Raw genomic sequence first — 25,371 nt, 5'->3', positions numbered from 1 at the left:
AATCTGTAATTATGATTGAAACGACCATAATATTTGGTTGGTGCGATTGATCTCCTTTCCCTATCATTGGGGCAAGGAGATCGGGCATGACCCTGGAACAACTCAGGATTTTCGTCGGTGTCGCAGAGCGCGAGCACATGACGCGCGCTGCCGAAGCGCTCAATGTGACGCAGTCGGCCGCAAGCGCTGCCATCGCCGCGCTAGAAGCGCGGCACGGCGTGCCGCTGTTCCACCGGGTCGGCCGTGGGATCGAACTGTCCGAAGCGGGCCGTATGTTTCTGGTCGACGCACGCGCAGTGCTTGGCCGTGCTGCCAGTGCAGAACTTGCATTGGCCGAATATGCCGGACTGGAGCGCGGCACACTGCGGCTGGTCGCGAGCCAGACGATCGCGGGCTATTGGCTACCCCGCCAGCTGGCGGCGTTTCATGCGCGCTACCCGTCCATCACGATAGAACTGGCGATCGACAACACGGAAGGGGCCGCGGCGCGCGTGCTCGACGGTGCAGTCGAGCTTGGCTTCGTCGAGGGTGTGATCGACGAGCCCGCGCTCGCGCATTGGACCGTCGCGAACGACCGCATGGTGCTGGTGAGTGACCGCGCTGCCGACACGATCGACGAGGACTGGATCCGGACCGCGCGCTGGATCGTCCGCGAGCAGGGATCGGGCACGCGCTCGTCGTTCGAGGAGGTGTTGCGCCAGCGCGGCGTCGATCCGTCGGACCTTACCATAGCGCTGACCCTGCCATCGAACGAGGCGGTCCGCAGCGCGGTCGAGGCCGGCGCGGGCGTCGCGGTGCTGTCGCAGCATGTCGTCGCACCTGCAATCGCGGCCGGCACGTTGCACGATCTGCCGCTCGGTCTGCCGCGGCGTCCATTCTACGCGCTGCGGCACAAGGAGCGCTATCGTACCCGGGCGGCCGACGCGCTGACCGATCTCATCAAGGAGACTGGGAAGTGACTGCCGATCTGAAACCCGTTCTCGATGGTCTGAAGCCGCTCAGCCGGCTTGATTCTCCGCGCGAGATGATCCGCCAGTTCACCCCCAACTGGTTCGCCGCTACGATGGGCACGGGCATCCTCGCGCTGGCCTTGCCGCAGGTGCCGGGCGTCGGCGCATCGCTGCACCCGGTCGGCGAGGCGTTGTGGTATTTCAACATCGCGCTCTTCACGCTGTTCGCCGGGCTCTACACCGCACGCTGGACGATGTTCGGGCACGAGGCGCGTCGGATCTTCGGGCACAATACCGTGTCGATGTTCATCGGCACGATCCCGATGGGCCTCGCGACGATCATCAACGGGTTCCTGGCGTTCGGCCTGCCGCGGTTCGGCGCCGGCGTTATCCCGATCGCCGAGACATTGTGGTGGATCGACGTCGCGATGTCGCTCGCCTGCGGTGTAGCGATCCCCTACCTCATGTTTACCCGGCACGAACATTCGCTCGACGGCATGACCGCGGTGTGGTTCCTGCCAGTGGTCGCGGCCGAGGTCGCAGGCGCGAGCGGAGGCCTGCTCGCACCGCATCTGGCGGACGCCCATCATCAGTTCGTTGTGCTGGCGACCTCCTATGTCCTCTGGGCGTATTCGGTGCCGGTCGCGTTCGGCATCCTCGCGATCCTCATCCTGCGGATGGCGCTGCACAAGCTGCCGCACGAGAGCATGGCCGCATCGAGTTGGCTCGCACTAGGCCCGATCGGCACCGGTGCGCTCGGGATGCTGGTGCTCGGCAGCGACGCGCCCGCGATCCTCGCCGCCAACGGCCTCGGCCAGATCGGCGCGGTAGCGCAGGGGATCGGCACGATCGCCGGGCTGTTGCTCTGGGGCTTCGGCCTGTGGTGGCTGGCGCTCGCGACGCTGATCACGATCCGCTACTGGCGCGCGGGCATTCCGTTCAACCTCGGGTGGTGGGGCTACACCTTCCCGCTCGGCGTCTACACGGTCGCCACCTTCAAGCTCGGCACGACGCTCCAGCTCGGCTTTTTCGGGATCGTCGGCACCGTCCTTACCATCGCGCTCGCAGCGATGTGGCTGCTGGTCGGCGCCAAGACGGTCACAGGCGGCTGGCGCGGAAACCTGTTCGTGTCGCCCTGCATCGCCCAAGCCAATTGATGGGCCGAACTGATCGTCCTGCCGGATCGAACCGGCGCATCCGATCGACCCGTACCGGGCAGACCGTCGGACGGATCGCGCATAAGAGCATGACATCGAAGGGAGAATGCTGGTGGACAGCCTGGATATGAAACTGGCGCAGGCGACGAACCGCCGTCGCTTTCTCGCAGAGGCTGCGATCGGCAGCGGCGCGTTGATCGCCGCACCCGCGCTGGCGCAGAGCATTGTCGATCTGCACCTGCCTGGCGGTCCGTCGGAACGACCGATGACCAGTGCGTTCCCTGGCAAGGGCAACATGATCCTCCAGCGTATCCACCCGCCTTTGCTGGAAACGCCGATGAGCGTGTTCAATGGTGACGTCTTCACGCCAAACGACCAGTTCTTCGTCCGCTGGCACTGGGCTGACATCCCCACCGCGATCGATGTCGAGGCGTTCCGGATCAAGGTGCACGGCGCGGTCACGCGGCCGCTGTCAATCTCGCTCGCGCAACTGCTGAAGTTGCCACGCGTCGAGCTGGCGGCGATCAACCAATGCTCGGGCAATTCGCGTGCGCTGTTCCAGCCGCCCGTTGCCGGTGCGCAGTGGCGTCACGGGGCCATGGGCAACGCCAAATGGCTCGGCGTGCGCCTGCGCGACGTGCTCGACATCGCCGGCGTGAAGCCGGGCGCGGTTGCAGTGCGGTTCGGTGCGCTCGACCAGCCGGTGGTCGCGGGTGGACCGGATTTCGCCAAGTCGCTGTCGATCGACCACGCACGCGACGGCGAAGTGATGCTCGCCTTCGGGATGAACGGCGAACAGATGCCGCTCCTCAACGGCTTCCCGGTCCGGCTGATCGTACCCGGCTGGTATTCGACCTATTGGGTCAAGATGCTGAACGACATCGAGGTGCTCGCCGCGCCCGACGACGGTTACTGGATGGCCAAGGCGTACAAAATCCCTGACACTCCAGGCGCGAACGTGCGGCCGGGCCAGAAGGATTTCCCGGCCGTTCCGATCAACAAGATGATCCCGCGCAGTTGGGTCACGAGCCTCGACGAAGGGCAGGCGATCGCGTTCGACCGGTCGATCCCGCTGGGCGGCATTGCGATGGGGGGCGATTGCGGCGTCGCCAAGGTCGATGTGTCGACCGACAACGGCAAGACCTGGTACAAGACGACGCTCGGCCCCGATCACGGCAAATACAGTTTCCGCCGCTGGGACGCGCAGGTGCCGCTCACGCATGCGGGCCCGACCAGGCTGATGTCGCGCTGCTGGAACACCGCCGGCATCGCGCAGCCGATGACGCCGATCTGGAACCCGGGCGGGTTCATGCGCGGCAACATTGAAACCACCAACATCGTCGTCGGCTGAGGAGCGCTCCCCCATGAAAACGCCTTCCATCGGCACGCTGTCGTTTGGGTTCGTCGGCGCGACCGTCGTTCTGCTACTTGCGATCGGTGCCCCGAACAGCCGCATAGCCCCGCCGCCTGCCGCCCCGGCCGCACCACCGCCGCCAAGCGTTTCGGCGCGCGGCTTCTCGCTGGCGTCCACCTCGGTCGATCTCCCGACCGACGAAGGGCAATATCCGGCTGGTCCGCATGCGGACGTCATCAACGCCAACTGCACCTCGTGTCATTCGGCGAGCATGGCGCTGAACCAGCCGCCACTCTCTTCCGACCAGTGGACCGCGGAGGTCACCAAGATGCGCGAGGTCTACAAGGCTCCCGTTGCACAGGCTGACGTGCCGGCGATCGTCGCTTATCTGACCGCCATGAGCGCAAAGCAGCCGGGTGCCGCGAAGGGCAAGGCGCAAGACCCCGATCCGAAGGCTGCGCCCGACGTATCGGGGGGATCAGGCTAAGCCCATCAACTCACGACACGCGGTTCTGCGCGCGAAGTGCTGTGCGGCGTGGCCTCCGGGGGAGGGCGTCGACGCCAATCGAAACACTGCTCGCGCCCTGCGCGTTCGCAGGTGTGCCATGTGGCACACCTTACGCGAGAATCGTCACCGGCAGGGCCGAGACGCCGGCACGATGGCTCGGTCGGCACGCCCAGCGGGCCGATAGAGCCGTGCCCGCGGGGTCCCGCCCCACTCGTTGGGGACTTCGGAAAAGAGCGTAGGGTGCCGACTGCCTGCCTACTTGGTGCTATCAACGTCTGGACCGAAACCATATAGCTGCTATCCTGGATATATGGAAAACAACACGGCAATTTCAGCGCTCGGCGCGCTCGCACAAGGAACACGCCTCGACGTGTTCCGCCTGTTGGTGCGGCACGAACCGCATGGCTTGGCTGCCGGCGAAATCGCCCGTCAGCTCGACGTACCGCAAAACACGATGTCCGCACACCTCGGCATCCTCGCCCGTGGCGGGCTGGTGCGATCCGAACGTCATAGCCGCTCGATCATCTATCGTGCCGATCTCGACGGCCTGCGCGCGCTAACGCTCTTTCTCGTCAAGGATTGCTGCGCCGGCAACGCGGAGCTGTGCGCCCCGCTGATCGCCGAACTCACCCCATGCTGCTGAAAGGACGCCCGTGGCCGTCGATATCGTGATCTATCACAACCCCGTGTGCGGCACGTCGCGCAACACGCTAGGCCTGATCCGCAATGCCGGCATCGAACCGCACGTGGTCGAATATCTGAAAACCCCGCCCTCGCGCGCGCTGCTGGTCGAGCTGATCGACCGCGCCGGCATAACGCCCCGCGAGCTGCTACGCGAAAAGGGTACGCCCTATGCGGAGCTCGGCCTGGGCGACACATCGCTGTCCGACGACGCGCTGGTGGATACGATGATGACGCACCCGATCCTCATCAACCGGCCGATAGTCGTCTCACCGCTCGGCGTGAAGCTCTGCCGGCCGTCCGAAGCCGTGCTTGATCTGCTGCCGGGCGATCAGCGCGGCGCGTTCGCGAAGGAAGACGGACAACAGGTGGTAAACGCCTCGGGCCAGCGCATCGCCTGATGCTTCTTGCCGTCCTGATCTTCGTCGTCACGATCGTGCTCGTCATCTGGCAACCCAAGGGGCTCGGAATCGGGTGGAGCGCGATCGCCGGGGCCGTCTTGGCGCTGCTCGCGGGCGTCGTCACGCTGTCCGACGTCCCGGTCGTTTGGGGCATCGTCTGGAACGCGACGGCTGCATTCGTCGCGATCATTGTCATAAGCCTGTTGCTCGATGAAGCTGGATCCTTCGAATGGGCGGCGCTCCACGTTGCGCGCTGGGGCAGGGGACATGGGCGCCGACTCTTCGTCCTGATCGTGCTGCTCGGCGCGGCGGTGTCGGCGTTGTTCGCCAATGATGGTGCGGCGCTGATCCTCACGCCGATCGTCATCGCCATGCTGCGCGCGCTGGGGTTCAAGGACAAGGCGACGCTGGCGTTCGTCATGGCGGCCGGGTTCATCGCCGACACGGCCAGCCTGCCGCTGGTGGTCTCGAACCTCGTCAACATCGTGTCAGCCGACTTCTTCAAGATCGGGTTCGGCACATATGCGTCCGTGATGGTCCCGGTCGATCTGGTGTCGATCGCCGCCACGCTGGGCGTGCTGCTGCTGTTCTTCCGGCGCGACCTCCCAGAAGACTATGACGTGGGGGCGCTCCGCGCGCCGCGCGATGTCATCCGAGACCCCGCGACCTTCCGTGCCGGCTGGATCGTCCTCGCGCTGCTGCTCGCTGGCTTCTTCCTGCTCGAACCGATCGGCGTGCCGGTCAGCGCCGTTGCCGCTGCCGGCGCGATCCTGCTGCTGGTAATTGCGGGACGGGGCCATGTGATCCAGACCGGCAAGGTGCTGCGCGGCGCACCGTGGCAGGTCGTGATCTTCTCTCTCGGCATGTACCTGGTCGTCTACGGGCTGCGAAACGCGGGCCTGACCGACCATCTCGCCGCGCTGCTCGATCGCACCGCTCAGGGCGGCGTGTGGGGGGCGGCGTTCGGGACAGGCGTGATCGCGGCCATCCTGTCGTCCGTGATGAACAACATGCCGACCGTACTGGTGGGCGCGCTGTCGATCGACGCGACCCATGCCACTGGCGCCGTGCAAGAAGCAATGATCTACGCCAATGTCATCGGCTGCGATCTTGGCCCCAAGCTGACGCCGATCGGCTCGCTCGCAACGCTGTTATGGCTCCACGTCCTCGGCCAGAAAGGTGTTCGGATCGGATGGGGCTATTATTTCCGTGTCGGTATCACGCTGACTGTGCCGGTATTGCTGGTCACGCTTGCCGCCTTGGCATTGAGGATCACGATCGGATGACAGCCCTGATCTACATCGGCGCGGCGCTTGCTGAAATTGGCGGATGCTTTGCCTTCTGGGCCTGGCTTCGCATGGCGAAGTCACCCTTGTGGCTTGCTCCGGGCGTCGTCTCATTGATCCTGTTCGCATGGCTCCTCACCCGCGTGGACAGCGATGCCGCGGGACGAGCGTATGCCGCTTACGGCGGCATTTACATCTGTGCATCGCTTGCTTGGCTCTGGACCGTCGAAGGCGTGCGGCCCGATCGCTGGGATGTGAGCGGCGCGGCGCTCTGTCTGATCGGCACCTGTATCATCCTCTTGGGACCACGAACCGCCTGATGCCTGTTCGAACGCTCTCCGACCCCGACCATCTGCCCGCGCTCGATCGAAGCTATGCGATCGAACGACCTGCTCATGGCCTCGGCGCGGGTGCTCCGCCGCCACGAATCCTTCTGCTCTACGGTTCCTTGCGCGAGCGGTCATTCTCGCGGCTGTGTGTCGAGGAAGCGGCGCGACTACTGCAATTCTTCGGATGCGAAACGCGCATTTACGATCCCTCGGCGCTGCCGTTGCCCGATCAGGTCGTCGGCGACGACCATCCGGCCGTCCACGAGCTGCGTGAACTGTCGTTGTGGTCGGAAGGTCAGGTGTGGTGCAGCCCTGAACGGCACGGCCAGATCACCGGCATCATGAAGCTCCAAATCGATCATCTGCCGCTCTCGATGGGCGGGATGCGACCGACGCAGGGACGCACGCTGGCAGTCATGCAGGTATCGGCGGGTTCGCAGTCGTTCAACAGCGTCAACACGCTGCGCGTGCTCGGCCGCTGGATGCGAATGGTGACGATACCGAACCAGTCGAGCGTCGCCAAGGCGTTCGCCGAATTCGGCGAGGACGATCGCATGAAGCCGTCGAGCTATTATGACCGCATCGTAGACGTAATGGAGGAACTGGTGCGGTTCACGGTGCTGCTGCGCCCGCACGCGGCACAACTCGTCGACCGCTATTCCGAGCGCAAGGAAGTTCGCGTAGGGATCGACCTGACGACAGACTTGTCGACTATCGCGACCACGGCACCCCCTCGAGGTGTTTGACCTCGCCCCGACGCGATGGAAGATCAGAGCGGCTACTGTGCAATACCAGCCAATGGCCTGCTGGGCTGTTAGTCGTCGACCGTCGAAACCGACTACGTGATCAGTCTTCGCGACGTTCGATGTTGTCCCCTAGCCCCGGCGCTTCTGGAGACGATCGGTCGTCTTTACGCTTCTCCGAGGCGACCATTTCGCCAACTTCGACCATCTCCGCGGTTTCCTGCGTGGTCGGCTCATCCTTGTCCGTCTCGGCCATATGCGTCTCCTTTAAAGCATCAACGCCAAAGGCTCGCTATTAGATGCGAGGAGACGCGCAGGCGTCGGATCAGTCGTCGTCGCGGTCCTGCTTTTCGCGGGAAACGACCTTGAAGTTGCGGTTTAGCTTGATGTCATAGCGGCCGCCACGGCAGCGTGCGTCGTCGACCTCGAAGCCACCATCGTCGCGCTCGATCGAGCGTGGCGCAGTGCAGCCGATCCGCTTCAAGGCGGTAAGCGTCGAGGCCCGCTGGCGCGGGGTCACCCGATCGTCGTCAGCGAGGGCGGGGGAAGCGATGACGAGTGCCAGCGCGCCGGCAGCGAGATATTTGAGCATGGAAAAGACGTCCGATTAAAGGTCCATGGAAACTCTGAATCCAATGCGGCCCGCGCGCCGATCGTTCCGAAATCATCCCCACCGTCGGGTGATAACGAGAGCAATCGCCAGAACGACGACCGAGAGAACAAGACTTGCCAGCACATAGCCGATCGCGGCGCCGGTCTCGCCGCGCTCCCATAATGTCACGGCATCGAGCGAGAAGGTCGACCAGGTCGTAAATCCGCCGATAAGTCCCGTCGTCACGAACAGGCGCAACTCCGCATTTTCGATGCTCTTGGCGGCAAACAGGCCGATCATCATGCCCATCAGCGCCGAGCCGACCACGTTGATGGCCAAGGTTCCCCAAGGGAAGGTTGGCCCCATAAGACGTAGTGCCACGATGCCGACGCCGTGACGCAGCATGCCGCCCACGCCCGAGCCCAGGAACACGACCAGAAAGCCAAGCCAGATCGGCATCGTTCACCCCGTCACTATCATCTGAACTGCCGTCACCGAGAGGAGAGCGGCGACCAACAATTGGAAACGGTGCACCGAAAGGCGCTTGATGAAATCATGCGCCAACGCGCCGACCACGACCGAGGGAAGGAAGGCGACCAGCACGTTTCTCGAGAAGCGGCGGGCGTCGGCATCGGACGACAAGCCGGAGACGACCGACCAGAGCCGCGCGCGGTACAACCAGCAGATCGCGAGGATCGCCCCGACCTGAATGACGACATCGCTGATCCCGGCTTGCCGCCCTTCGTAGCCGATCAGTCGTTCGGTCAAAATGAGATGGCCGGTAGAGGAAACCGGGATGAACTCGGTCGATCCCTCGACGATGCCGAGGACGATCGGAGCGATCAGCGAGGGTAGATCCGTCACGTCCGGGGCTTCGGTCGCGACACGAAGGGATTGGTGAAACGTGCTTTGGCGCCGAGCTCGGCTTCGATCTCGATCAGTCGGTTGTATTTGGCCAAACGCTCACCCCGGCAGGGTGCGCCGGATTTGATTTGCCCGGCGCCGACCGCAACCGCGAGATCGGCGATAAAGGCGTCCGTGGTCTCGCCCGACCGGTGCGACACCATCGTTCCCCATCCCGCAGCGTGGCAGATGCGAACCGCCTCGATCGTCTCCGTGACGGTGCCGATCTGATTGGGTTTGATGAGGGCTGCGTTGGCAGCTTTTCGAGCGATGCCTTCCCGGATGATCCGGGGATTGGTGACCAGGAGATCGTCGCCGACGATCTGGATCCGGCTACCCTGGCTTACGGTCTGGTCGATGAACCCTTGCCAGTCCTCCTCACCGAACCCGTCCTCGATCGAAACGATCGGATACGCATCGATCCAGCGCCCGTAGAGCGCGAGCAAGCCTGCGCGGTCGAGCAGGCCCGTTCCCGACCGCGCAAGATCGTATTGCTCCCCATCCGATAAGGACGATGCGGCTGGATCGAGCGCGATGGCGATGTCTGTACCAGGTCGATAACCCGCGGCTTCGATCGCATCGACGATCAACTCGCAGGCGGCCTCGTTGCTTTTGAGGTTCGGGGCAAATCCGCCTTCGTCGCCGACTGCCGTCTTGAGGCCGCGACCATGGAGGAGGTCGCGCAATGCGGCATAGGTTTCCGCACCATAGCGCATCGCTTCGGCGAAGCTGGAGGCTCCCACCGGAACGATCATGAATTCCTGAAAGTCGAGGCTGCTATCGGCATGCTTGCCACCATTCAGGACGTTCATGCACGGCATCGGAAGGAGGTAGTCGGTCGTACCGGCGAGCGTCTCGTAAAGCGGCTGCCCGAGCACCGATGATGCGGCGCGCGCGACCGCCATCGAAACACCCAGAATCGCATTGCCGCCAAGCCGCGCCTTGTTCGGCGTGGCATCGCGTTCGATCATCACCCGGTCGATGTCCGGCTGCGCGCAGACATCCATTCCGATGATCGCGCTGCCGATCTCGCCTTCGACGTTCTGCAGGGCTTGCCGAACACCCTTTCCGGCGAAACGATCGGGGTTGTTGTCGCGGAGCTCGACGGCCTCATGTGCGCCTGTCGACGCACCCGACGGCACCGATGCCGATGCTGTGATGCCGTTGTCCAAGGTCACGGTGACGGACAAAGTCGGATAGCCTCGGGAGTCGAGGATCTCGAGGGCACGGAGGCTGGTGATGTGGCTGCTGGCCGGCATGGTCGGAGTCCTTGTCACTGAAGGATAGCGCGACCGATGATCGCGGTCGTGTAACTGAAATCGTAGAGGATCGCCCCTCCGGTCGGGATATCGAGGGTCTCGACCCGGGCGGCATCAAGGCCGTCGAGCGCCATAACCAGCGCCCGCAACGCGTTGCCGTGGGAGACGACGAGTGTCGTGCCGCCACTCATCACGGCAGGCAGCATCGTCCGAACGTAATAGGCGAGCACGCGCGCGACGGTGTCGCGCAGGCTCTCGCCGTGTGGCGGGGCAGCCGCATAGGAGCGTCGCCATTGGCGGACCTGATCTTTACCGTAGCGATCCGACGCCTCGGTCTTGTTGAGACCAGTGAGCGCACCGTAATCGCGCTCGTTGAGCGACCGGTCTACCGTGATAGGGACATCTGGTGCCCCCATCACGGCAGTGACGATAGCCGTCGTGTCCGCGCAACGCCGAAGGGTAGAGCGGAAAATCCGTGCAGGCCGAATGCCTTGCGCGATCAGGCGGTGTGCGATCGCCTCGGCCTGACGGTGCCCCAGAGGCGTTAGCGCCGGATCCGCAGAACCAGTAAATCGGTTGGCTGCGTTGGCTTCGCTTTCGCCGTGTCGAACGAGGACCAGACGCGCGTGCGGGAGCATCGTCACCCCTCAGTGCGCCATCAGCAGGGGTATATCGGCAGCGGCGAGGATGTGGCGCGTCGTGCCGCCCATGAACCACTCGATGATCTGGTTGTGCCGATAGGCGCCGGTCACGAGAAGCTCGGCGCCGATCGCTTTCGCTTCGGCGACGAGCTGGGCACCCAGATTCTCGCTGGAGCGCGGCACCACATGCAATTCGTGACGAACACAGATTTCGTCGAGCAAGGCTTCCAAGCCCAGCGCCGGATCGGTTTCTTCACCGATGCGGATTGCCGTGACACGCTTGGCGACACGAAGCCACGGGGCTGCCTCCTCAATGGCGTGGCACGCCGTGTCACTGTCGCTGAGCCCGACGGCCATGTGCTCGAAGCCGGTTCGCGCGCCGGCTCTCCACCCAGCCGGGACGATGAGGACGGGCTTGTCGGTCGAAAAAATTGCGGCGTGCAGGGCGTCGCCGCCGTCCATCGTCTGCTCGCGCGCGATGACGATCAGCGCATCGACATTTGCCGCCTCCTGTTTGACCGTCGCTTCTTCGGTGCCGACGATCGAGCGCCAGGCGACCTCGGGTGTGTCATCGCTGGTAGCTGCGGTCCAGGCAACGAAGGCGGCCCGCGCCGCATCCGCGCGCTCTTGGGCTGTCCCCTCGTCGCGCGCGCGTAGGCGTTGAAAGTCGATCTCCTCGCTCGCAACCGCGATCTGCTCGGGATCGACGACAACATTGAGGGCCTCGATCGATGACTCGCCAAGAGATCTGGCGGCGAGAACCGCCGCATCGAGGCAGGCGGCAGCGCTGTCGGCACCGACAATCACGGCAAGCAGTTTCATGGCATCGTCTCCCGGGCGGGGGTGAGGGCGTGTGTGAAGTTTCCGGAATGCTGGGCACCGGATCGTTTGAACCCTTGCGACGGCGCAGGATGGCTCTTCCCCGCCCATCCCATCCAGGCACCCTCATTTGGATACGCGAAGTACCGCGTCACAAGGCGCATCATGACTGGTTCCACGACCGAATGACCGGCTCGTCGCCATCATGTTCGTACCCGAGGACGCTGATGCTGGCCGTATCGAGCAGGAAATAGGCAGCGGCCCCGACGGGTAAGCCGAGCCAGCGCGCTGTCAGCACGCGGAGAATATGAGCGCTCGAGAAGATCAGGACATCGGCGTTGCGCCCACGCAGCGATGCGATGACGCGATCGGCTCGGGCTGCGACCGCCTCCGGAGTCTCTCCTTGCGGGCAGCCGTCGCGGAACAGGTTCCAGTCCGGGCGGTCGGCGAGGATCTCCTTCCTGGTTCGTCCCTCGTAGGCGGCGTAATCCCATTCCGCGAGATCGTCGGCAGGCACCAGGCGGGTCGCGAAACCGGTCAATTCCCCGGTCCGGCGCGCCCGTATCGAAGGGCTCGACCAGACGGCGGTAAAGTCCAAGCTTGGCAGACGTTCGGCTATTCGTTTCGCCGCGGCTTCTCCTGCCTCGGTCAGCGAGATGTCAGTCCGTCCCGTATGCTGCCGCGAAACGCTCCAAGCGGTTTCACCGTGACGGACGAGCCAAATCTGTGGGAGCCGGTTCATCGCCGCATCGCCTTTTCACCCGATGGGACGGATGCTGTTCCTATACCGAGCGTCCGATCGGGGAAGCCGCCGGCATCGAGATAGCGGATGCCGCCCAGCTGCTGATATTGCAGGACGGTCGCGAGGCCGTTGGCAGCAGGCTGCGAGCGCTCTTCGCGACCCTCGTAGCGCGGCACCGTTCCACCCGGCATCGCCTCGCGCAGTACCCGGCCGGTCAGATGGCCGCGCGGGGTGGGGAGGAGATTCAGCAATGCCATCATGGTGCGGCCCACGTCGACATTGCTGACCGGTGCTGGATCGACAAAGCCGCGCTTGAAGTCCGGGCCGGTCGCTGCGGTAAAGTTCAATGTGTCACCGCGGCCGAAGCTGCCGTGCATGCCCTGCCCCTGCTGGAGGGTCGTATCGGAGACTTCGATCTGGCAGTTTGTCGCAATCGCACACCCGGTGTTGGCGGATCGGAAGTTGACGACGATCGACGGCACCGGCGGGAGTGCCTCGCCCTTCAAATTGATCGCGGAAAGCGGCAGTGTTCCGGCGATTGCTCCCAGGCGGTCATCGACGAAGATACCGCTGACATAGTCCTGATCCAGCAGTGCGGAAACGACCCGTGCCGCTAGGGCAGGATCGCGGGTCGGTAGATAGAGGAGGTCGGACCCGCCATTTGCCGCCACCACTACGTCAGGTCTCGTCGCATCGGCACCGAGCACCGCGTTGCCGCGGCTCGGATGCTTGCCGTCCGCGACCCGCGTGTTGCCCGCTTCTGGATCGAATACGGGCATGTTCAAGGCGGACGCCAGATCAAGCGCAAGGAAGCCGGGCGGTAGGAAACCTTCGGGAACATCGACATAGCGCCCGCGTGCTGCGGAGCTGGTCCGGCTTTCTTTGGAGATCGTAGAGAAGCCGTGATCCGACGTGACGATGATGTCGGTCGTCTTCGCAAGACCCAAGCGATCGAGTGCTGCGCGCAGCTTCGCTAGATCATAGTCGGCATTGCGGATCGCGGCGAAGGTCGTGGGACCGTTGATGCCCGGCGTCAGCTGATTGAGGCTGTCGCCCTGATTGTGCTGCGTGCCATCGGGATCGCGCGACCAGAACACCATGGCGAACGGCCGGTGCTGCTTTCGGAAGACCGGCAAAGCGACCCGGGTCGCGACGTCGATGAGATAGTCCTGCTGCACGCGGTTGGCACTCGTCGTTCCGGGGATTCGGGCATCCCCGGACCGTCCGTTACTGCCGCGGTCCGGTGCTTGCAGCGCAAGCCCTGCCTGCGTGAGGCGAGCGGCAACGTCGGCAGACAGCGGAATCCCGCCGGGACGCCCGGTTGAATCGTCGATGATGAGTGTGGTGGCTCCGTCGCGTGCACGATGGTCCTGGATCAATGCGGGACCGAGCTTGCCGATCGCGGCCGTGCCGTACCCTGCTTGCCGCGCCGCTTCGAGAACGGTGGTCTCGTTGAGGTAATTGCCCCCGAAATGCTCGTCGACCTCGCCCAGAACAGCATCGTTCTCGAGGAAGGGCGTCACGCTGCCGGCAGCTGCAGCAATCGGCGCACGAGTCCATATCGTGTTGCTGAAGTCTCCGGTGTCGCCGAGCTGGTGACCGGTTGCGAGCGCCGACGCATTGGCGGTGGTGAACGTCGGGAAGACCGAGTGGCTGTTGGAAAAATAGGTGCCGGTGTCCCGCAATTGCGCGAGCGTCGGCGCGCTCTGGGATGTGACGATCTTGCCTCGCAGGCCGTCGATCACGACAAGAATGACATTGTGGGGCGCCGGGTGGCGCTTTGGCGTGCGCGCCTGAACCGTGGGCGAGACCGTGAGGACCAGGGTCGCAGAGAGTGTCGCAAGGAGGCGCATCGTTGGGTTCCGGTTTCGAGGTTCGGGCAAGGGCGACGAGCACGGCTCCCGCACCGATCAGGACGATCCCAAGCCAGCCGCGGGTGGAAAGATGCTCACCGAGAAACGCCACGCCGAGCACCGCGACGAAGACGACGCTCAGCTTATCGATCGGTGCGACGCGGGCGGCATCGCCGATCTTCAAGGCGCGGAAGTAGCAAATCCAGGAGGCACCCGTCGCAAGGCCCGAAAGGGCAAGGAACAGCCAGCTTCGCGGACTGATCGCATCGAGTGGCTGAAATTTGCCCGTGACCGCAAGAAGGATGGTCAGCACGGCAACTATCACCAGCGTCCGAAAGAGCGTGGCCAAATCGGAGTCGATCCCTTCGACGCCGATCTTCGCGAAAATCGCGGTCATCGCGGCGAAGCCGGCGGAGCCCAATGCCCAGACGAGCCAGGACGCTGAAGCGGTGCTTCTCATCCTCGCGCTCACTCCGGCTCTGCCGCGAGGATCGCGGGCGCGGCATCTTCGTGACGGATACCGGCAGAGCCAATGCTCCAGTGTTCGAGATGCTTGTAGACGATAACCTTGCCACCAAGGATCTCGCCATGTGCTTCGCAGAAGCGTTCCAGTTCGTGGCGCTGCCCGATCAACTCGACACACATGGTCAGGTGCGGATCGGCGATTTCGGAACCATTTTCGCGCACCGGGCCGTGATTGCTGTAGCCGTAGTGCGTGTTGTGAGCGACCGCGTTCATGATGCCGTCGCGCTTCGCTTGCGCGACAAGCTCACGGTAGAGCGGCTTGCGCGACCAGAAGCTACGCGATCCGGTCGCGATCTTGTCGGATGGCTTTAGATAGATGCGGATCATACCGATCTCGCTCGGCGTCACCTTATGCTGTTGAGACATCAGTCATGCTCCTTGGTGATGACGGGGGTCGGGGATGGACGGGGGCCGCGCCGTGACGCACGAGCATCGCGCAGGGTCGCAGCCCCGGTATGCGCGCGAGACGCGCGCTTTGGCACCGCGATCCGCTGCGACAGGTAGATGCCGTTATGGCCCGAGCAGATGTAGGCGATGAAACAAGCGACTGCGATTGGGACGGCGTGGGCCGCTCCGAACAGCTCGATCCCCATGATCGTGCAGGCGAGCGGCGTATTGGCCGCGCCAGCGAACACCGCAATGAAGCCTAGTCCCGCGAACAGATCGAGCGGTGCGCCAAGCAGCCAACCGAGCGCATTACCGAGCGCTGCGCCGATGAAAAATAGTGGGGTCACCTCGCCGCCCTTGAAGCCGGCGCTAAGCGTCACGACCGTGAACAGCATCTTGAGCGCCCAGCTCCACCGATCGGCAGGGCCGGTGAAAAAGCCGGCGATCGTGGGATCACCGGGAATGGCCGACCATACGCCTAGGCCGAGATAAGCGCGTGTACCAACGATCCAGACCAGCGCGATGACCAGCACCCCGCCCAGCGCCGCACGCGCAGGGCCGTAAGGGATATGGCGCTTCAAAACTCCGCCGAAGGCGTGGTTGGCTTCTGCAAACACAAGTCCGGCGAGACCAAACGCTACGCCGGCTATTGCCGCCTTGAAGAGCAACACCGGCTCGACGAACAAGGCACCGCTCGCGGAGGCCACATAGGTGATGTGGTAAGGCGTATGATGGATGCCCCAGGCGTGACATGCCCAGTCGCCGACCAGCGCGGCTAGCAGACAGGGGATGATGCCGCCGTATTCGATACGTCCGACGGCCAGCACCTCGAGTGCGAACACCGCCCCGGCGAGCGGGGTCCCGAAGACCGCACCGAAGCCGGCTGCGACACCTGCCATAAGCAGAATGCGGACGCTGGCAGGATCGAGCCGGAAGAGGCCGGCAACGGCGCTGGCGAGACTGCCGCCGAGCTGGACCGCAGTGCCCTCACGCCCTGCGGAACCGCCAAAGAGATGAGTGGCGATCGTGCCGATGAAGACCAACGGTGCCATGCGCAGCGGAACGCCGCCTCCGGGCTCGTGTATCTGCTCGACGATGAGATTATTGCCCGCTTCGACCGAACGGCCGGTCAGGTGATAGAGCAACGCGACCGCCGCTCCGCCTAAGGGCAGGAGGTAAAGCAGCCAGGGATAGTCGAACCGCGCCTGTGTCGCGGCGTCGAGGCTCCAGAGGAAAGCCGCGCAGAGTGTTCCCACCAGCGCCGCCATCGGCACGAGGATCAGCGTCCAGCGCAACACCGACAGGGCATGGTCATGGCGATCGCGAAAAAAAGCGGCCAAATTTAATTCGTTATAGAGATTGCGAAACGTCGCGCGCACAATTCCTCCTTGCTGCCTTGCGGCGCCCGGTAGGAATCATCGGCCCTTGCGAGGGCGGTTCGGCCAACATAGCCAGGCGGAAATCCATCGCCTTCGGCCGCTATATGTCGCCGCGGTGCGGCAACGTCAATCCGATGTAGAAATGAAACTGTATGGTTGCCGGATGACAGGCCCGAAACGGCAGGATAACTGACGGACCGATACTGTTGCTCGCAGCCATCCGATTGCTGTGGCCGGCGGAGCAGGCGAAGAGCCGCCGCCCAAGGGCGGCGAGGTCACGCCGCTGTTCTTCATCGGCGCGGTGCTGGGTCATGCGCTCGCCGGCCCGATCGGTGTCCCCGTCGACCTCCTTGCCGCGCTCGGTTTCGTGGCGGTGTTCGCGGGCGCGGCCAATACGCCGCTCGCCTGCACGATCATGGGCGTCGAGCTGTTCGGCGCCGAGACCGCAGTGCCGGTCGCGGTCGCCTGTTTCGTCGCTTACGCCTGCTCCGGGCATAACGGCATCTACCTGTCGCAACGGGTGGCGGTGCCGAAGCGGGCGGGCAGCACCCTGCCGCCGGACCTGACGCTGCGCGATGCGCGCGCGCTCCGTCCCGTGTCCGACCTTTCAGACCTGTTCGCTCCTTACCTCACGGAAGGCTTATCCATGTCCGACGCCCACCACGTGTCGCAGACCGAGATCGGCTGGTCCGCATCTACATGAAGCTAGCCGATAAGGCGGTAAAGCCGGGCACGCGCTCACGCTGGGCTGCCAAGCCGCTCGACCGAACGCTCGTCGCGCAGGCCAAGGCGGACGGAATCATGAACGCTGTCGCCCACTATACCCACTACGGCTACAGCAACCACGGCCCGGTGCATGAGAACGGCGCCGAGATCGCCGATCCACACCTCACCATGTGTGTCGAACTGATCGGCCAGCGCGAGCAGCTCGAAGGCTTCTGCCGGGCGCATGGCGACCTGCTTGCGAACAAGGTCATCGTCTACAAGCACCTGGAGCATTGGACGGTCAGCCCGGCGGGCTTGCGCCAGGAAGATGCGGATACGGCCGAGCTGGTTGGCTGAGGCATGGGGCCATACCTGATTGTGTTCGCCGGGGCTGGTTCCGACGGCATGCTGCGGTATGGGCTGAACGGCCTCAGCCTGCGCCTGTTCGGCCCCGACCTGTCGATCGGAACGCCCATCATCAACGTGCTCGGCTCATTCCTTATGAGTCTGCTGGGGGGCTGGTTCTTGTTGCGAAGCGGATCGAGCCCGGGATGGCGATTGTTCCTCACCACCGGCGGGCTGGACGGCGTCACGACCTTCTCGACCTTCTCGCTGGAAGCGGCCTTGCATTAGGAGAGAGCCGAAGTCGGGCAAGCTGCCCTTTATGTTGTCGGATCGGTTGGGCTGGGCGTGCTCGCGCTGTTCGGCGGCCTCGCTCTCGTTCGCTCCTTCAGCCCGGCTTAGCGGCGCCAACCGGCTCAGAAGCGATCATCTTCCTTGACGTTGTCAACCTTCGCCTTGTGTTTGGCGCGGACCGACTCCTCCAGCTCCAGAATCTCGGCCGATTCTTGCGTGGTGGGCTTCTTCTTGTCGATATCGCTCATGAAGTCCTCCGTCTGCAAAACTACTGGTACACCGTTTCGCGCCAAGGATTATTCAGGGTTTCTGCTCGGCGTCCCGCCGGTCCGCTTCGGCCGGGGTCTGCCGGGCGCGTTCGCGGATACGGCGTTCGAGCGGTGCGCCGACGAACAGCACGAGCATCGCCAGCAGCAGACCGCCCACAAGCAGTGGCCACACCGCCAATCCCGCTGCCGCTCCGAGCGTCGCTGACACCCAGATGCACGCCGCCGTTGCCAGCCCATGCACCTCCTGCCCGCTGCCGACGCGCAGGACCGCGCCCGCGCCGATGAAGCCGACGCCGGATAGGATGCCCTGCATCACCCGACCTGCTGCATCGGCGTTCACGTTCGGCAAGCCGCTGTGGACGATCGCCTGGACGGCGATGCAACTCGCGAGCCCGACCAGCCCTAGCGTCCGCAGACCCATGATCTGTCGGTTCTCGCGTGACCGTTCCCAGCCGAGCGTCATGCCGGCCGCCGTCGCCACGATCATCCTGCCGATCGCGTCGACCCAGAAGGCGAGATCGACCGACAAAGGCGGCGGATTCACTCGACCAGCACGTGGACGTGGTGCCAGGCCGTGCAGAGGTATCCGGCGAAGTTCCACATCGTATCGGGTAGTTCGGGCTGACCCTGGCCCGCATCGTCGAACGCGCGCACCACAAGGTGCTGGCGCCCCTTGGGCAGTTCCGCATCGAGCGACCAGCGCTGCCAGCTCCACTGCCCGTCCGGATCGTCGGAGAAATCGGCCTGCCGCCAGTCTCGACCGCCGTTCAGCGACACCTCTACCCGCGACACGTCGCGCTCATAGGCGACGGCATAGCCCTCGATCCGGACCTTGCCCGCGGGCAGACTCTCGCCCGAACCAGGCGAGCAGATCGCGGCGTTGAGCGGCATGGCGTTGATCGTCAGCCCTTGCGTCCAGTCCGCCGTCTCGCTGGTCACGTCGGCCGGAAAAAGCTTGTAATCGTGCGCCTGGATCGGCGCCTCGGAGGGCGTGTCCTTGACCTCGATCCGGGTCAGCCACTTGGCGCTACGCACGCCAGCATAGCCTGGCACGACCAGACGCAACGGCGCACCGTGCTCGGGTGCCAGCGGTTCGCCGTTCATCGCCCAGGCGAGCAGCACGTCGGGCGCCCGCGCCTTGGTCATAGCGATCGAGACGCCGAACGGTGCCACCTCGCCTTCCACATCCACCTCGTCAGCGCCGGTGAAGCAGACGAACAGGTTGGACGCGTCCGATGCTCCAACTGCATCCAACAGGTCTGCGAGCCGCACGCCCGTCCACTCGGCATTGCCGATCGCGCCTATGTCCCACGGATCGCCTGAAGTCTTGCCCACCTGTTGGAGATCGGTCCGGCGGTTGCCGGCGCACTGAAGCACAGCCGTGACAGTCCGGACCGGAAAGCGCGCCTTCAACTCCGCAATCGAGATGGAGCACTCGCCCACACTGATCCCGCTCACCTCAATCCGGTGATCGGCCGGCAGGTCCGGCACGGGCCCATGGCTGCGCACATAGAACAGGTTCTGTGGCGTCAAGAACCGCTCGATCAAGGCGCCGGGCACCGGCTCGGCGTTGTAGGGCTCGGGGTTCCGCTCTATCATCAGCTCGCTCATGCTATTGTAACGCCTGACAATCGGTTTGGCCTCACTCTCATCCTCACTATCTTGCCCGATCATGCGATGTGCAGCGCGGCCAGCAGCGTCAGGCTGATCGCGGCCAAGCCGAGCAACGACAACACGACGGCCATGGTCACGCGGCCCCCGGCCTTGGCGACGGTGCGGACGTCCACGCCGAGCCCGAGCGCCGCCATGGAAACGACGGTCAGCAGCGTGGCGCTCCGGCCGATCGGCGCGATGGCGACGGTCGGCACCAGACCCAGCGAGCGGCAGGCGACCAGTGCGAGGAAGCCGATGATGAACCAGGGCACGAGGTGGGCGAGGTCCATCCGCTTGGCCGTAGGCGCACCGGCGACGAACTCGCCTTCGGGAACCGACTGCGGCGCGAGACGAGGCGCCACCAGCGACAGAACAAGGCACACCGGCCCGAGCATCAGCACGCGCACCAGCTTGACGAGCGTACCCATCTGCACGGCGGTGGCGCCCAACGGCGAGGCGGCTGCGATCACCTGCGGCACGGCATAGACAGTGAGCCCGGCGAGCGCCCCGAAGGCGAGCCCGCCCATGCCGAGCGCAATCCCGAGCAGTGGCAGGCCAAGCACTACCACCACACCCAGTACCGCCGTGAACGCGATCGAGGCAGCTACGTCGTCGCTGTCGGCGCCGATTACCGGTGCCACGGCCGCGATGGCGGAGTTGCCGCAGATTGAATTGCCGCAAGCCACCAGCAGCGCCATCCGCGTCGGCAAGCCGAGCAATCGGCCGATCCCAAAGCTGAGCAGGATTGCGCTCACGACCACGCCGGCGATACCGGCGAGGAGCGGCAGCCCGGCCGCCAAGATGGTCGCGGCACTGACCGAAGCACCGAGCAGGACGACCGCCACCTCCAGTAAGTATTTGGCGCTGAATGCGATGCCTTCGTGCCACCTTTCATCCGGGGTCCACAGGCTGCGCACGGCGGTGCCGATCAGGATGGCGAGCACCAGCGCCTCCAGCCACGCCTTGCCGGCCAGTGCGCGCTCGCCCGCCTCCAGCGCGTAGGCCGAGCCGGTGACGGCGAGGCAGAGGCCGACGCCGGGCAGCAGCGCGGGCAATCTGCTAGTCTGGACGGTAGGGAATATACGATCGGGATAGGCAAAACTGGCCACGGCGGTGTTCCTTCCGTCGCACGATCTAAACCCTGCCTACCGATCGCTCCAACTTAGCCTTGTTGTCATTCCGATCGTCAATCGTGATCGGTTTCTATATTAGGTGCGGTGTGACACTGGAGCAACTGCGCATCTTCGTCGGCGTGGCCGAGCGCAAGCATATGACCGTCGCGGCGCGGCCTTAAACGTCACGCAGTCAGAGGCTTCCGCAGCCATCGCCTCGCTTGAGGAGCGACACGCAACCAAGCTCTTCCACCGCGTCGGGCGCGGCATCGCTCTGACAGAGGCCGGACGGCTGTTCCTGACCGAGGCTCGCGGAGTTCTTGCGCGGGCCGACGCGGCCGAGACGGTGCTGGAGGAGCTTGGCGGACTGAAGCGGGGCACGCTGCGCCTCGTCGCCAGCCAGACCATCGCCGTCTGCTGGTTGCCGCCCATCCTTGCGGCTTTCCATGAGCGCTATCCGGCGATTAGTATCGAACTGTCGATCGGCAACACCGGGCAGGCCGCGGCACGCGTCTATGACGGCAAGGCCGATCTGGGTATTGTCGAGGGCGAGATCGACAACCCGGCGTTGGCGCATTGGCCGATCGGCGAAGACCGGCTGTTGCTCGTCGGAGCACAGCCTTTCGGCGACGCCGACATCGACGTGACATGGCTGCGACGAGCACGCTGGGGGCAACGGGAGCCTGGATCAGGCACGCGATCGACGTTGAATAGCGAGTTGCGCAGCTTGGGAGTCGATCCGGCTGCCCTCGACGTGGCGCTGACGATGCCGTCTAATGAAAGCGACCGAACGGCCGTGGAGGCTGGGGCGGACGTTGCTGTCCTGTCGGCGCTAGTGGTCGACCCGGCCATCAAGGCAGGTCTGTTGCACGTCGCACCGATCACATTCGCTCCTCGCCCCTTCTTCGGGCTGCGGCATAAGGAACGCTATCGCACGAAAGCCGCGGATGCGCTGTTGGACGTGATCGGGTTGCAGCGGCGGTAGGTACGCATCGGCATTCTCAAAACGCCATCCTTTGTGGGACCGCCCGCGATCGCCATCTCCTTGCTGAAACCTGTCTGACCGCACTCCACCAGATTTGCGCCATAGTAGGACGGGACATCGCCCACGAGCGGCCGGATCTGGCAGTAGCTGTTGTTCAGCAGACCGTGCCGGGACGACGCCTTTGTCCCTGAAGGCATCGATTACGGCGGAAAACCCTGTCGCCATCCTGGATGCACGACAAACGGGTGTTTTCCGACATGGCAGGTCAATCGCCTCTCACTCAACAGGGGGATGGCTGGGAGGGGTCGCGAAGCCGAACATCGTGTTCGCGTAGGGTGAGTGGCAGGTTTTGAGAGAAGCCGCCATTTACCCCTTTGCTGAGGAACGGCGTGAGTTGGTCGGAACCCGCCGATCCGCTTTAACGTACTTCGTCTAACGATCCTTGGTGAGCTCGACCGCAGTCGCACGGTCGTTGCTGGAAGCCCTGCGACTGTCACCGATGTCCGGTCGATCGCCTGCCTCGATGCGGCTGGCTAGATCGCTGTGAAGCGAGACCAGCTCGGGTAGAGAATGCTCCCCAGCCGCAGGCCCCAGCCTGCGCTCTGCATCGTCGAAGATATCTATGGCGCCCGCCAGTTCGGGTTCGCCGTAAAGCGCTGCGCTTTCCCCTGCACGCCATAGCTCGGCGAGTTCGTGGGACCTTATCAGGCAAGCCGAGGCTGTACGATCGACCGCCACGGTGGTGCCCGGTGGTGCCGGCGGCGCAGCCCCCCTCCCCTTGATCTCGGCTCGCGTTAGTGCCGCCAGGCGGTAGCGCAGGACCCGGGTCTCCGGGGTATCCGTTGGTGAGGGCTGATACTGCCGGTTCAGGAGAACAATAAGCTCGGCTGTGCTGGCGGCCGACGCGGCGTTGCGCCAGTCCGTCAAGGACCGCTCGTCCGATAACAGATCCGCGGGTTGAGTCAGGATAAAGCGCTCGAGGAGCGGATCGCTGGCTACTGCGACAGGCAGGGGTGCTCGGTTACCGTTAGCGGCGGCATGGGCGAAGCCGATCGCCGCCGCAATCGTACCGAGTTGCGTCTTCATGATTTCACGATCGCCGATCGATCGCCCTAGGATCATCTCGAGGATCGGCGTTAGATCCGTCACGGCGGCCTGGCCCGCATCGATCGTGTCGAGCCTATGGACGATCTCTTTGTGTGTCGCCTCGATGCGCTGGGTGCTCGCGGTCAGCGCATCGAGCTGCTCCTGCACGAACGTCAACGCATCCAGAACGCCTGCAAGAGCAACGCTTACCTTGTCCGTGCTCATCGTTCTGGCCCACCCTTATCCGGCGAACGCACTCGGTCCCGAGTGGCGCGGTCGCGATCCAATATCTCGCGAAGGACCTCCTCCGGCTTGCTTGGCGTCGGTGCCGTGGCCTGCCGTTCGGCCTCGTCCATAAGCGAGCGAAGGCGCTCGGATACCCCCGAAGGTCGGCGTTCATGCGGCGTGTCTTCGGTCCGCTCGGGTCTCTCCCGAAGTGCTTGCTTGGCCTCCAGCTTTCCACGCAAGACGCGAGAACGTTCCAGTGCTGCGGCGATCGGATCGGGCCCGGGATCCGCAACAGCGGGGCGCGTCCGAGCATCGACAATCGCGCCGCGCGTGCGGGACGGTGAACCGGCACGCATCGCCCGAGCGGAGTTGGGCTCGGGCGGCGGCAATGCCGCGACGAACCGCCCGAGGCTCTGTGCCACCACCTGATCGGCGAGGGAGGGCGAAGCCGACAGCTCCGCGACGGATCGCATATAGGTCGCGCGAACGATGGCCTGCCGACTTGCAATAATGGCCTCGACCGGGTCGGATATACCCTGGTCGCGGAGGCGCATGGCGCGCTCCGCCCGGCTCCTATCGAGCCGCGGAACCTGCCCCTTGTCGCGCATCTTTTGTACCGCAATGTGCTCATGCGCGGGGTCAATACCGCGCGCCCTGGTCGGCGTGGCGTTGGCCTCGATGCCGCGTTCGCGGAGCTTCTCGGCGAAGCGTTGCCGCCATCGAAACAGATCATCCCGGTCCGGATGAAAGCGGCGCCCGTCAAAATCGCGACGCGCGATCGTGATGTGAACGTGCGGATGGTCGCGATCGACGTGAAGGCCGGCAACCCACGACCGGTTCGCAAACTCCTCGCGTGCGAAGTCCAGGGCCGCCGCTTTCAAACGCTCCGGATCGGTCCCCGTCGGCATCGAGAGGATCATCGAAATGGACGTCGCACCCTTGCGTCTGGCGTCCCCGTCCATCTCGAAGCTATGCCAATCCGTCGCGAGAATCTGCATGTCCCGTCCGTCACGCAGCATGACGCCCTCGCTCGTTTCAAGACCGAGTTCCTCGTCGGAACCGTGACCCAGCCGGCTGATGTAGGCGAAGTTGGCCATGACGTGTCCGCCGCCATGCTGTCGCCCCGTGATCCGCACCATGACCTCGGGGACGCGACGCGATGTGCGATCCGCAGCCATGGTCGCCTGGCCGCTCATTCGGGCCTGCGTTCCGCCCCCGAAAGCGTGCTTAGCCTGCGCACTGGCACGCGACGTCCCCGACGAGGATGCGGCTTTCGGGAACATCGACGCAACGGCAAGACCGAGCATCGTGCCCCCCGTTCTCGGGCCCTTTGCGTTGCCGCCTCCAGTCCCGAGGCGGTACTTCTTCGGCGGCGCGAAGACGCCCGCCATGGAGTCCATCGTTCCAGAAGAGAAGCGGAAGCTCACGCTCCTGACGCTCGGTAGGTTTCGGTCCAGTACCCGACCTCTGCCCCGATCGAAGCAGATAGGCCCAGCCGGGTCGTAAACAGCAGCGTCTTCAGTTCCTCACATTTCTCGATGAGGGGACCGGCGACGCGGGCGATGTCGAGCGAGCTTTCGGGCTGGTTGGCGGCGTTCATCGCATGGACCGCCTGGTTGATGTTCCGGCCGATCAGAAGCACCTGCTTGCGCAACGCGACGATCTCAGCCTGGGTGGCTGGCGCCAGCCTCAGCACGCCCGCCTTGTCCCAAAGCTGCCAGCGAAGCGTGCGTTTGATCCATTCGTTTCGCGTCATCTTCATCGGCGCCGCTACGGTGTCGATGCCTTCGACCTCGCTCCGGTCGAGGCGGACGGTGACGCGAATGAGATCGTCGGGATCCCCCCTACCCTGAATCGGCATCACCGGAATGTCATCGTTCTCCGGAGCCAGCACTGCGTTGGCCAATACGTTTGCCATCCAGCGACTTCGGGTCTGCCCATTCGCCGCGGCAACGCGGTCGATCTCGGCGACCAAATCGTCCTTCAACCGCAGGCCTACATTCATCTCAAAAGCCCCGTGCAGCGGCGCCCCACAAACCAATGTTAAACATTGGTGCCGTGAGGCATATCCTGCCATCCCTAGTAATTGCCTGTTCTCATGAAACAACGACCTTTTTGGAGCTAAATCACTCCAAACGCGGAGGTGAAAAGTGATTGACTGTATGCTTGCTACAAGTAACTTTCGTTC

Annotated in this window: 29 protein-coding genes, 3 pseudogenes and 1 riboswitch; of the genes and pseudogenes, 13 read left to right on the top strand and 19 right to left on the bottom strand. The window is 64.3% G+C overall.

The annotated features are described in order from the left end of the window. The first annotated feature begins 86 nt into the window (after positions 1 to 86). From C8J44_RS17715 to arsH, 9 genes are all read left to right on the top strand, one after another. Positions 87 to 959, top strand: a complete 873-nt coding sequence (locus C8J44_RS17715) for a LysR family transcriptional regulator (protein WP_056056384.1) — start codon at positions 87 to 89, stop codon at positions 957 to 959. Beyond that, entirely contained in the window at positions 956 to 2,107 is a 1,152-nt protein-coding gene (locus tag C8J44_RS17710; protein WP_121905593.1) for a TDT family transporter, read from the top strand. The genes C8J44_RS17715 and C8J44_RS17710 overlap by 4 nt, the downstream gene beginning before the upstream one ends. 106 nt (positions 2,108 to 2,213) lie before the next feature. Beyond that, entirely contained in the window at positions 2,214 to 3,458 is a 1,245-nt protein-coding gene (locus C8J44_RS17705) for a molybdopterin-dependent oxidoreductase (protein WP_197983136.1), read from the top strand. Positions 3,459 to 3,471: 13 nt separating this feature from the next. Beyond that, entirely contained in the window at positions 3,472 to 3,948 is a 477-nt protein-coding gene (locus C8J44_RS17700) for a hypothetical protein (protein ID WP_031439129.1), read from the top strand. 331 nt (positions 3,949 to 4,279) lie between these two features. Then, on the top strand, positions 4,280 to 4,612 hold the full coding sequence (locus C8J44_RS17695) for a helix-turn-helix transcriptional regulator (protein WP_056056382.1): 333 nt from the start codon (positions 4,280 to 4,282) through the stop codon (positions 4,610 to 4,612). A 10-nt stretch (positions 4,613 to 4,622) separates the two neighbouring features. Beyond that, a complete protein-coding gene (gene arsC / locus C8J44_RS17690; protein WP_056056381.1) occupies positions 4,623 to 5,051 on the top strand; it encodes an arsenate reductase (glutaredoxin) in 429 nt (142 codons plus the stop codon). Beyond that, positions 5,051 to 6,337 carry an arsenic transporter gene (locus C8J44_RS17685; RefSeq protein ID WP_056056380.1) on the top strand — a complete coding sequence of 429 codons (1,287 nt, stop codon included), beginning with the start codon at positions 5,051 to 5,053 and terminating at the stop codon, positions 6,335 to 6,337. Before arsC ends, C8J44_RS17685 begins: the two co-directional genes overlap by 1 nt. Next, positions 6,334 to 6,657: a YnfA family protein gene (locus tag C8J44_RS17680; RefSeq protein ID WP_056056378.1), complete on the top strand. Its 324-nt coding sequence runs from the start codon at positions 6,334 to 6,336 to the stop codon at positions 6,655 to 6,657. The genes C8J44_RS17685 and C8J44_RS17680 overlap by 4 nt, the downstream gene beginning before the upstream one ends. Continuing rightward, positions 6,657 to 7,412 (top strand): arsenical resistance protein ArsH, encoded by a 756-nt coding sequence (arsH, locus tag C8J44_RS17675; protein WP_056056376.1) that lies wholly within the window; start codon positions 6,657 to 6,659, stop codon positions 7,410 to 7,412. Before C8J44_RS17680 ends, arsH begins: the two co-directional genes overlap by 1 nt. A 100-nt stretch (positions 7,413 to 7,512) precedes the next feature. On the opposite strand, the gene C8J44_RS18565 is transcribed toward arsH, so the two are convergent. The 12 genes and pseudogenes from C8J44_RS18565 to C8J44_RS17620 all read right to left on the bottom strand — a co-directional run bounded on the left by C8J44_RS18565 (position 7,513) and on the right by C8J44_RS17620 (position 16,509). Next, positions 7,513 to 7,665 carry a hypothetical protein gene (locus C8J44_RS18565; protein WP_156364448.1) on the bottom strand — a complete coding sequence of 51 codons (153 nt, stop codon included), beginning with the start codon at positions 7,663 to 7,665 and terminating at the stop codon, positions 7,513 to 7,515. A 69-nt stretch (positions 7,666 to 7,734) separates the two neighbouring features. Further along, positions 7,735 to 8,001, bottom strand: coding sequence for a PepSY domain-containing protein (locus C8J44_RS17670; RefSeq protein ID WP_056056375.1), 267 nt, complete (start codon positions 7,999 to 8,001; stop codon positions 7,735 to 7,737). A 72-nt stretch (positions 8,002 to 8,073) separates the two neighbouring features. Continuing rightward, the gene (crcB, locus tag C8J44_RS17665; RefSeq protein ID WP_056056373.1) at positions 8,074 to 8,460 is read right to left on the bottom strand and encodes a fluoride efflux transporter CrcB; all 387 of its coding nucleotides are present in this window, start codon (positions 8,458 to 8,460) and stop codon (positions 8,074 to 8,076) included. A 3-nt stretch (positions 8,461 to 8,463) separates the two neighbouring features. Then, positions 8,464 to 8,865 (bottom strand): undecaprenyl-diphosphate phosphatase, encoded by a 402-nt coding sequence (locus tag C8J44_RS17660; protein WP_056056372.1) that lies wholly within the window; start codon positions 8,863 to 8,865, stop codon positions 8,464 to 8,466. After that, the gene (gene eno / locus C8J44_RS17655; protein ID WP_121883984.1) at positions 8,862 to 10,163 is read right to left on the bottom strand and encodes a phosphopyruvate hydratase; all 1,302 of its coding nucleotides are present in this window, start codon (positions 10,161 to 10,163) and stop codon (positions 8,862 to 8,864) included. The genes C8J44_RS17660 and eno overlap by 4 nt, the downstream gene beginning before the upstream one ends. A gap of 14 nt (positions 10,164 to 10,177) precedes the next feature. Next, entirely contained in the window at positions 10,178 to 10,801 is a 624-nt protein-coding gene (locus C8J44_RS17650; RefSeq protein ID WP_056056401.1) for a 2,3-bisphosphoglycerate-dependent phosphoglycerate mutase, read from the bottom strand. Positions 10,802 to 10,810: 9 nt separating this feature from the next. Continuing rightward, a complete protein-coding gene (locus tag C8J44_RS17645; protein ID WP_121905592.1) occupies positions 10,811 to 11,626 on the bottom strand; it encodes a universal stress protein in 816 nt (271 codons plus the stop codon). Between the two features lie 160 nt (positions 11,627 to 11,786). Then, the gene (locus C8J44_RS17640; protein WP_056056368.1) at positions 11,787 to 12,365 is read right to left on the bottom strand and encodes a histidine phosphatase family protein; all 579 of its coding nucleotides are present in this window, start codon (positions 12,363 to 12,365) and stop codon (positions 11,787 to 11,789) included. Beyond that, on the bottom strand, positions 12,362 to 14,218 hold the full coding sequence (locus C8J44_RS17635) for an alkaline phosphatase family protein (RefSeq protein WP_107963383.1): 1,857 nt from the start codon (positions 14,216 to 14,218) through the stop codon (positions 12,362 to 12,364). Before C8J44_RS17635 ends, C8J44_RS17640 begins: the two co-directional genes overlap by 4 nt. 22 nt (positions 14,219 to 14,240) lie before the next feature. Then, positions 14,241 to 14,678: pseudogene (locus C8J44_RS17630) on the bottom strand (EamA family transporter); the annotation flags it as partial. 8 nt (positions 14,679 to 14,686) lie between these two features. Then, positions 14,687 to 15,070 (bottom strand): DUF190 domain-containing protein, encoded by a 384-nt coding sequence (locus C8J44_RS17625; RefSeq protein ID WP_236698802.1) that lies wholly within the window; start codon positions 15,068 to 15,070, stop codon positions 14,687 to 14,689. A 38-nt stretch (positions 15,071 to 15,108) separates the two neighbouring features. Next, positions 15,109 to 16,509, bottom strand: a complete 1,401-nt coding sequence (locus tag C8J44_RS17620; RefSeq protein ID WP_056056360.1) for a voltage-gated chloride channel family protein — start codon at positions 16,507 to 16,509, stop codon at positions 15,109 to 15,111. Between the two features lie 23 nt (positions 16,510 to 16,532). Further along, a riboswitch (Fluoride riboswitch) is annotated at positions 16,533 to 16,610 on the bottom strand. A 161-nt stretch (positions 16,611 to 16,771) separates the two neighbouring features. Between C8J44_RS17620 and C8J44_RS17615 the strand changes: the two are divergent. From C8J44_RS17615 to C8J44_RS17605, 3 genes and pseudogenes are all read left to right on the top strand, one after another. Continuing rightward, positions 16,772 to 17,104 (top strand): annotated as a pseudogene (locus C8J44_RS17615) (chloride channel protein); the annotation flags it as partial. A 104-nt stretch (positions 17,105 to 17,208) separates the two neighbouring features. Beyond that, complete coding sequence (locus tag C8J44_RS17610; RefSeq protein WP_082471096.1) at positions 17,209 to 17,571, top strand: DUF190 domain-containing protein; 363 nt, start codon at positions 17,209 to 17,211, stop codon at positions 17,569 to 17,571. A gap of 3 nt (positions 17,572 to 17,574) precedes the next feature. After that, positions 17,575 to 17,847 carry a CrcB family protein gene (locus C8J44_RS17605; RefSeq protein ID WP_201780755.1) on the top strand — a complete coding sequence of 91 codons (273 nt, stop codon included), beginning with the start codon at positions 17,575 to 17,577 and terminating at the stop codon, positions 17,845 to 17,847. 125 nt (positions 17,848 to 17,972) lie between these two features. On the opposite strand, the gene C8J44_RS18855 is transcribed toward C8J44_RS17605, so the two are convergent. The 4 genes from C8J44_RS18855 to C8J44_RS17590 are packed head-to-tail and all read right to left on the bottom strand — an operon-like array spanning position 17,973 to position 20,827. Then, a complete protein-coding gene (locus C8J44_RS18855; protein ID WP_258191424.1) occupies positions 17,973 to 18,098 on the bottom strand; it encodes a hypothetical protein in 126 nt (41 codons plus the stop codon). A gap of 52 nt (positions 18,099 to 18,150) precedes the next feature. Continuing rightward, entirely contained in the window at positions 18,151 to 18,663 is a 513-nt protein-coding gene (locus C8J44_RS17600; protein WP_107963382.1) for an MgtC/SapB family protein, read from the bottom strand. After that, on the bottom strand, positions 18,660 to 19,730 hold the full coding sequence (locus C8J44_RS17595; protein ID WP_121905591.1) for a sulfite oxidase: 1,071 nt from the start codon (positions 19,728 to 19,730) through the stop codon (positions 18,660 to 18,662). Before C8J44_RS17595 ends, C8J44_RS17600 begins: the two co-directional genes overlap by 4 nt. A 59-nt stretch (positions 19,731 to 19,789) precedes the next feature. After that, positions 19,790 to 20,827 carry a YeiH family protein gene (locus C8J44_RS17590; protein WP_051583497.1) on the bottom strand — a complete coding sequence of 346 codons (1,038 nt, stop codon included), beginning with the start codon at positions 20,825 to 20,827 and terminating at the stop codon, positions 19,790 to 19,792. 164 nt (positions 20,828 to 20,991) lie between these two features. On the opposite strand from C8J44_RS17590, the pseudogene C8J44_RS17585 reads away from it, so the two are divergent. Beyond that, positions 20,992 to 21,869: pseudogene (locus tag C8J44_RS17585) on the top strand (LysR substrate-binding domain-containing protein). 432 nt (positions 21,870 to 22,301) lie between these two features. Here the strand turns inward: C8J44_RS17585 and C8J44_RS17580 are convergent. From C8J44_RS17580 to C8J44_RS17570, 3 genes are read right to left on the bottom strand one after another with little or no spacing between them, the layout of a single operon-like run. Beyond that, positions 22,302 to 23,180: a hypothetical protein gene (locus C8J44_RS17580; RefSeq protein WP_121905590.1), complete on the bottom strand. Its 879-nt coding sequence runs from the start codon at positions 23,178 to 23,180 to the stop codon at positions 22,302 to 22,304. Then, the gene (locus C8J44_RS17575) at positions 23,177 to 24,610 is read right to left on the bottom strand and encodes a relaxase/mobilization nuclease domain-containing protein (RefSeq protein WP_259466936.1); all 1,434 of its coding nucleotides are present in this window, start codon (positions 24,608 to 24,610) and stop codon (positions 23,177 to 23,179) included. Before C8J44_RS17575 ends, C8J44_RS17580 begins: the two co-directional genes overlap by 4 nt. Further along, entirely contained in the window at positions 24,607 to 25,260 is a 654-nt protein-coding gene (locus tag C8J44_RS17570; RefSeq protein WP_310886174.1) for a hypothetical protein, read from the bottom strand. Before C8J44_RS17570 ends, C8J44_RS17575 begins: the two co-directional genes overlap by 4 nt. Between the last annotated feature and the right edge of the window lie 111 nt (positions 25,261 to 25,371).

It is taken from the genome of Sphingomonas sp. PP-CE-3A-406, from assembly GCF_003688625.1.
Classification (GTDB): Bacteria; Pseudomonadota; Alphaproteobacteria; order Sphingomonadales; family Sphingomonadaceae; genus Sphingomonas.
This window is presented reverse-complemented; position numbering and strand designations above follow the sequence as displayed.

Coding starts and splice junctions, on each gene's coding strand:
- C8J44_RS17715 (WP_056056384.1), top strand. CDS start 87: ATGACCCTGGAACAACTCAGGATTTTCGTCGGTGTCGCAGAGCGCGAG.
- C8J44_RS17705 (WP_197983136.1), top strand. CDS start 2,214: ATGCTGGTGGACAGCCTGGATATGAAACTGGCGCAGGCGACGAACCGC.
- C8J44_RS17700 (WP_031439129.1), top strand. CDS start 3,472: ATGAAAACGCCTTCCATCGGCACGCTGTCGTTTGGGTTCGTCGGCGCG.
- C8J44_RS17695 (WP_056056382.1), top strand. CDS start 4,280: ATGGAAAACAACACGGCAATTTCAGCGCTCGGCGCGCTCGCACAAGGA.
- C8J44_RS17685 (WP_056056380.1), top strand. CDS start 5,051: ATGCTTCTTGCCGTCCTGATCTTCGTCGTCACGATCGTGCTCGTCATC.
- C8J44_RS17680 (WP_056056378.1), top strand. CDS start 6,334: ATGACAGCCCTGATCTACATCGGCGCGGCGCTTGCTGAAATTGGCGGA.
- arsH (WP_056056376.1), top strand. CDS start 6,657: ATGCCTGTTCGAACGCTCTCCGACCCCGACCATCTGCCCGCGCTCGAT.
- C8J44_RS18565 (WP_156364448.1), bottom strand. CDS start 7,665: ATGGCCGAGACGGACAAGGATGAGCCGACCACGCAGGAAACCGCGGAG.
- C8J44_RS17670 (WP_056056375.1), bottom strand. CDS start 8,001: ATGCTCAAATATCTCGCTGCCGGCGCGCTGGCACTCGTCATCGCTTCC.
- crcB (WP_056056373.1), bottom strand. CDS start 8,460: ATGCCGATCTGGCTTGGCTTTCTGGTCGTGTTCCTGGGCTCGGGCGTG.
- eno (WP_121883984.1), bottom strand. CDS start 10,163: ATGCCGGCCAGCAGCCACATCACCAGCCTCCGTGCCCTCGAGATCCTC.
- C8J44_RS17650 (WP_056056401.1), bottom strand. CDS start 10,801: ATGCTCCCGCACGCGCGTCTGGTCCTCGTTCGACACGGCGAAAGCGAA.
- C8J44_RS17645 (WP_121905592.1), bottom strand. CDS start 11,626: ATGAAACTGCTTGCCGTGATTGTCGGTGCCGACAGCGCTGCCGCCTGC.
- C8J44_RS17640 (WP_056056368.1), bottom strand. CDS start 12,365: ATGAACCGGCTCCCACAGATTTGGCTCGTCCGTCACGGTGAAACCGCT.
- C8J44_RS17635 (WP_107963383.1), bottom strand. CDS start 14,218: ATGCGCCTCCTTGCGACACTCTCTGCGACCCTGGTCCTCACGGTCTCG.
- C8J44_RS17625 (WP_236698802.1), bottom strand. CDS start 15,070: ATGATCCGCATCTATCTAAAGCCATCCGACAAGATCGCGACCGGATCG.
- C8J44_RS17610 (WP_082471096.1), top strand. CDS start 17,209: ATGAAGCTAGCCGATAAGGCGGTAAAGCCGGGCACGCGCTCACGCTGG.
- C8J44_RS17605 (WP_201780755.1), top strand. CDS start 17,575: ATGGGGCCATACCTGATTGTGTTCGCCGGGGCTGGTTCCGACGGCATG.
- C8J44_RS18855 (WP_258191424.1), bottom strand. CDS start 18,098: ATGAGCGATATCGACAAGAAGAAGCCCACCACGCAAGAATCGGCCGAG.
- C8J44_RS17595 (WP_121905591.1), bottom strand. CDS start 19,730: ATGAGCGAGCTGATGATAGAGCGGAACCCCGAGCCCTACAACGCCGAG.
- C8J44_RS17580 (WP_121905590.1), bottom strand. CDS start 23,180: ATGAGCACGGACAAGGTAAGCGTTGCTCTTGCAGGCGTTCTGGATGCG.
- C8J44_RS17570 (WP_310886174.1), bottom strand. CDS start 25,260: ATGGCAGGATATGCCTCACGGCACCAATGTTTAACATTGGTTTGTGGG.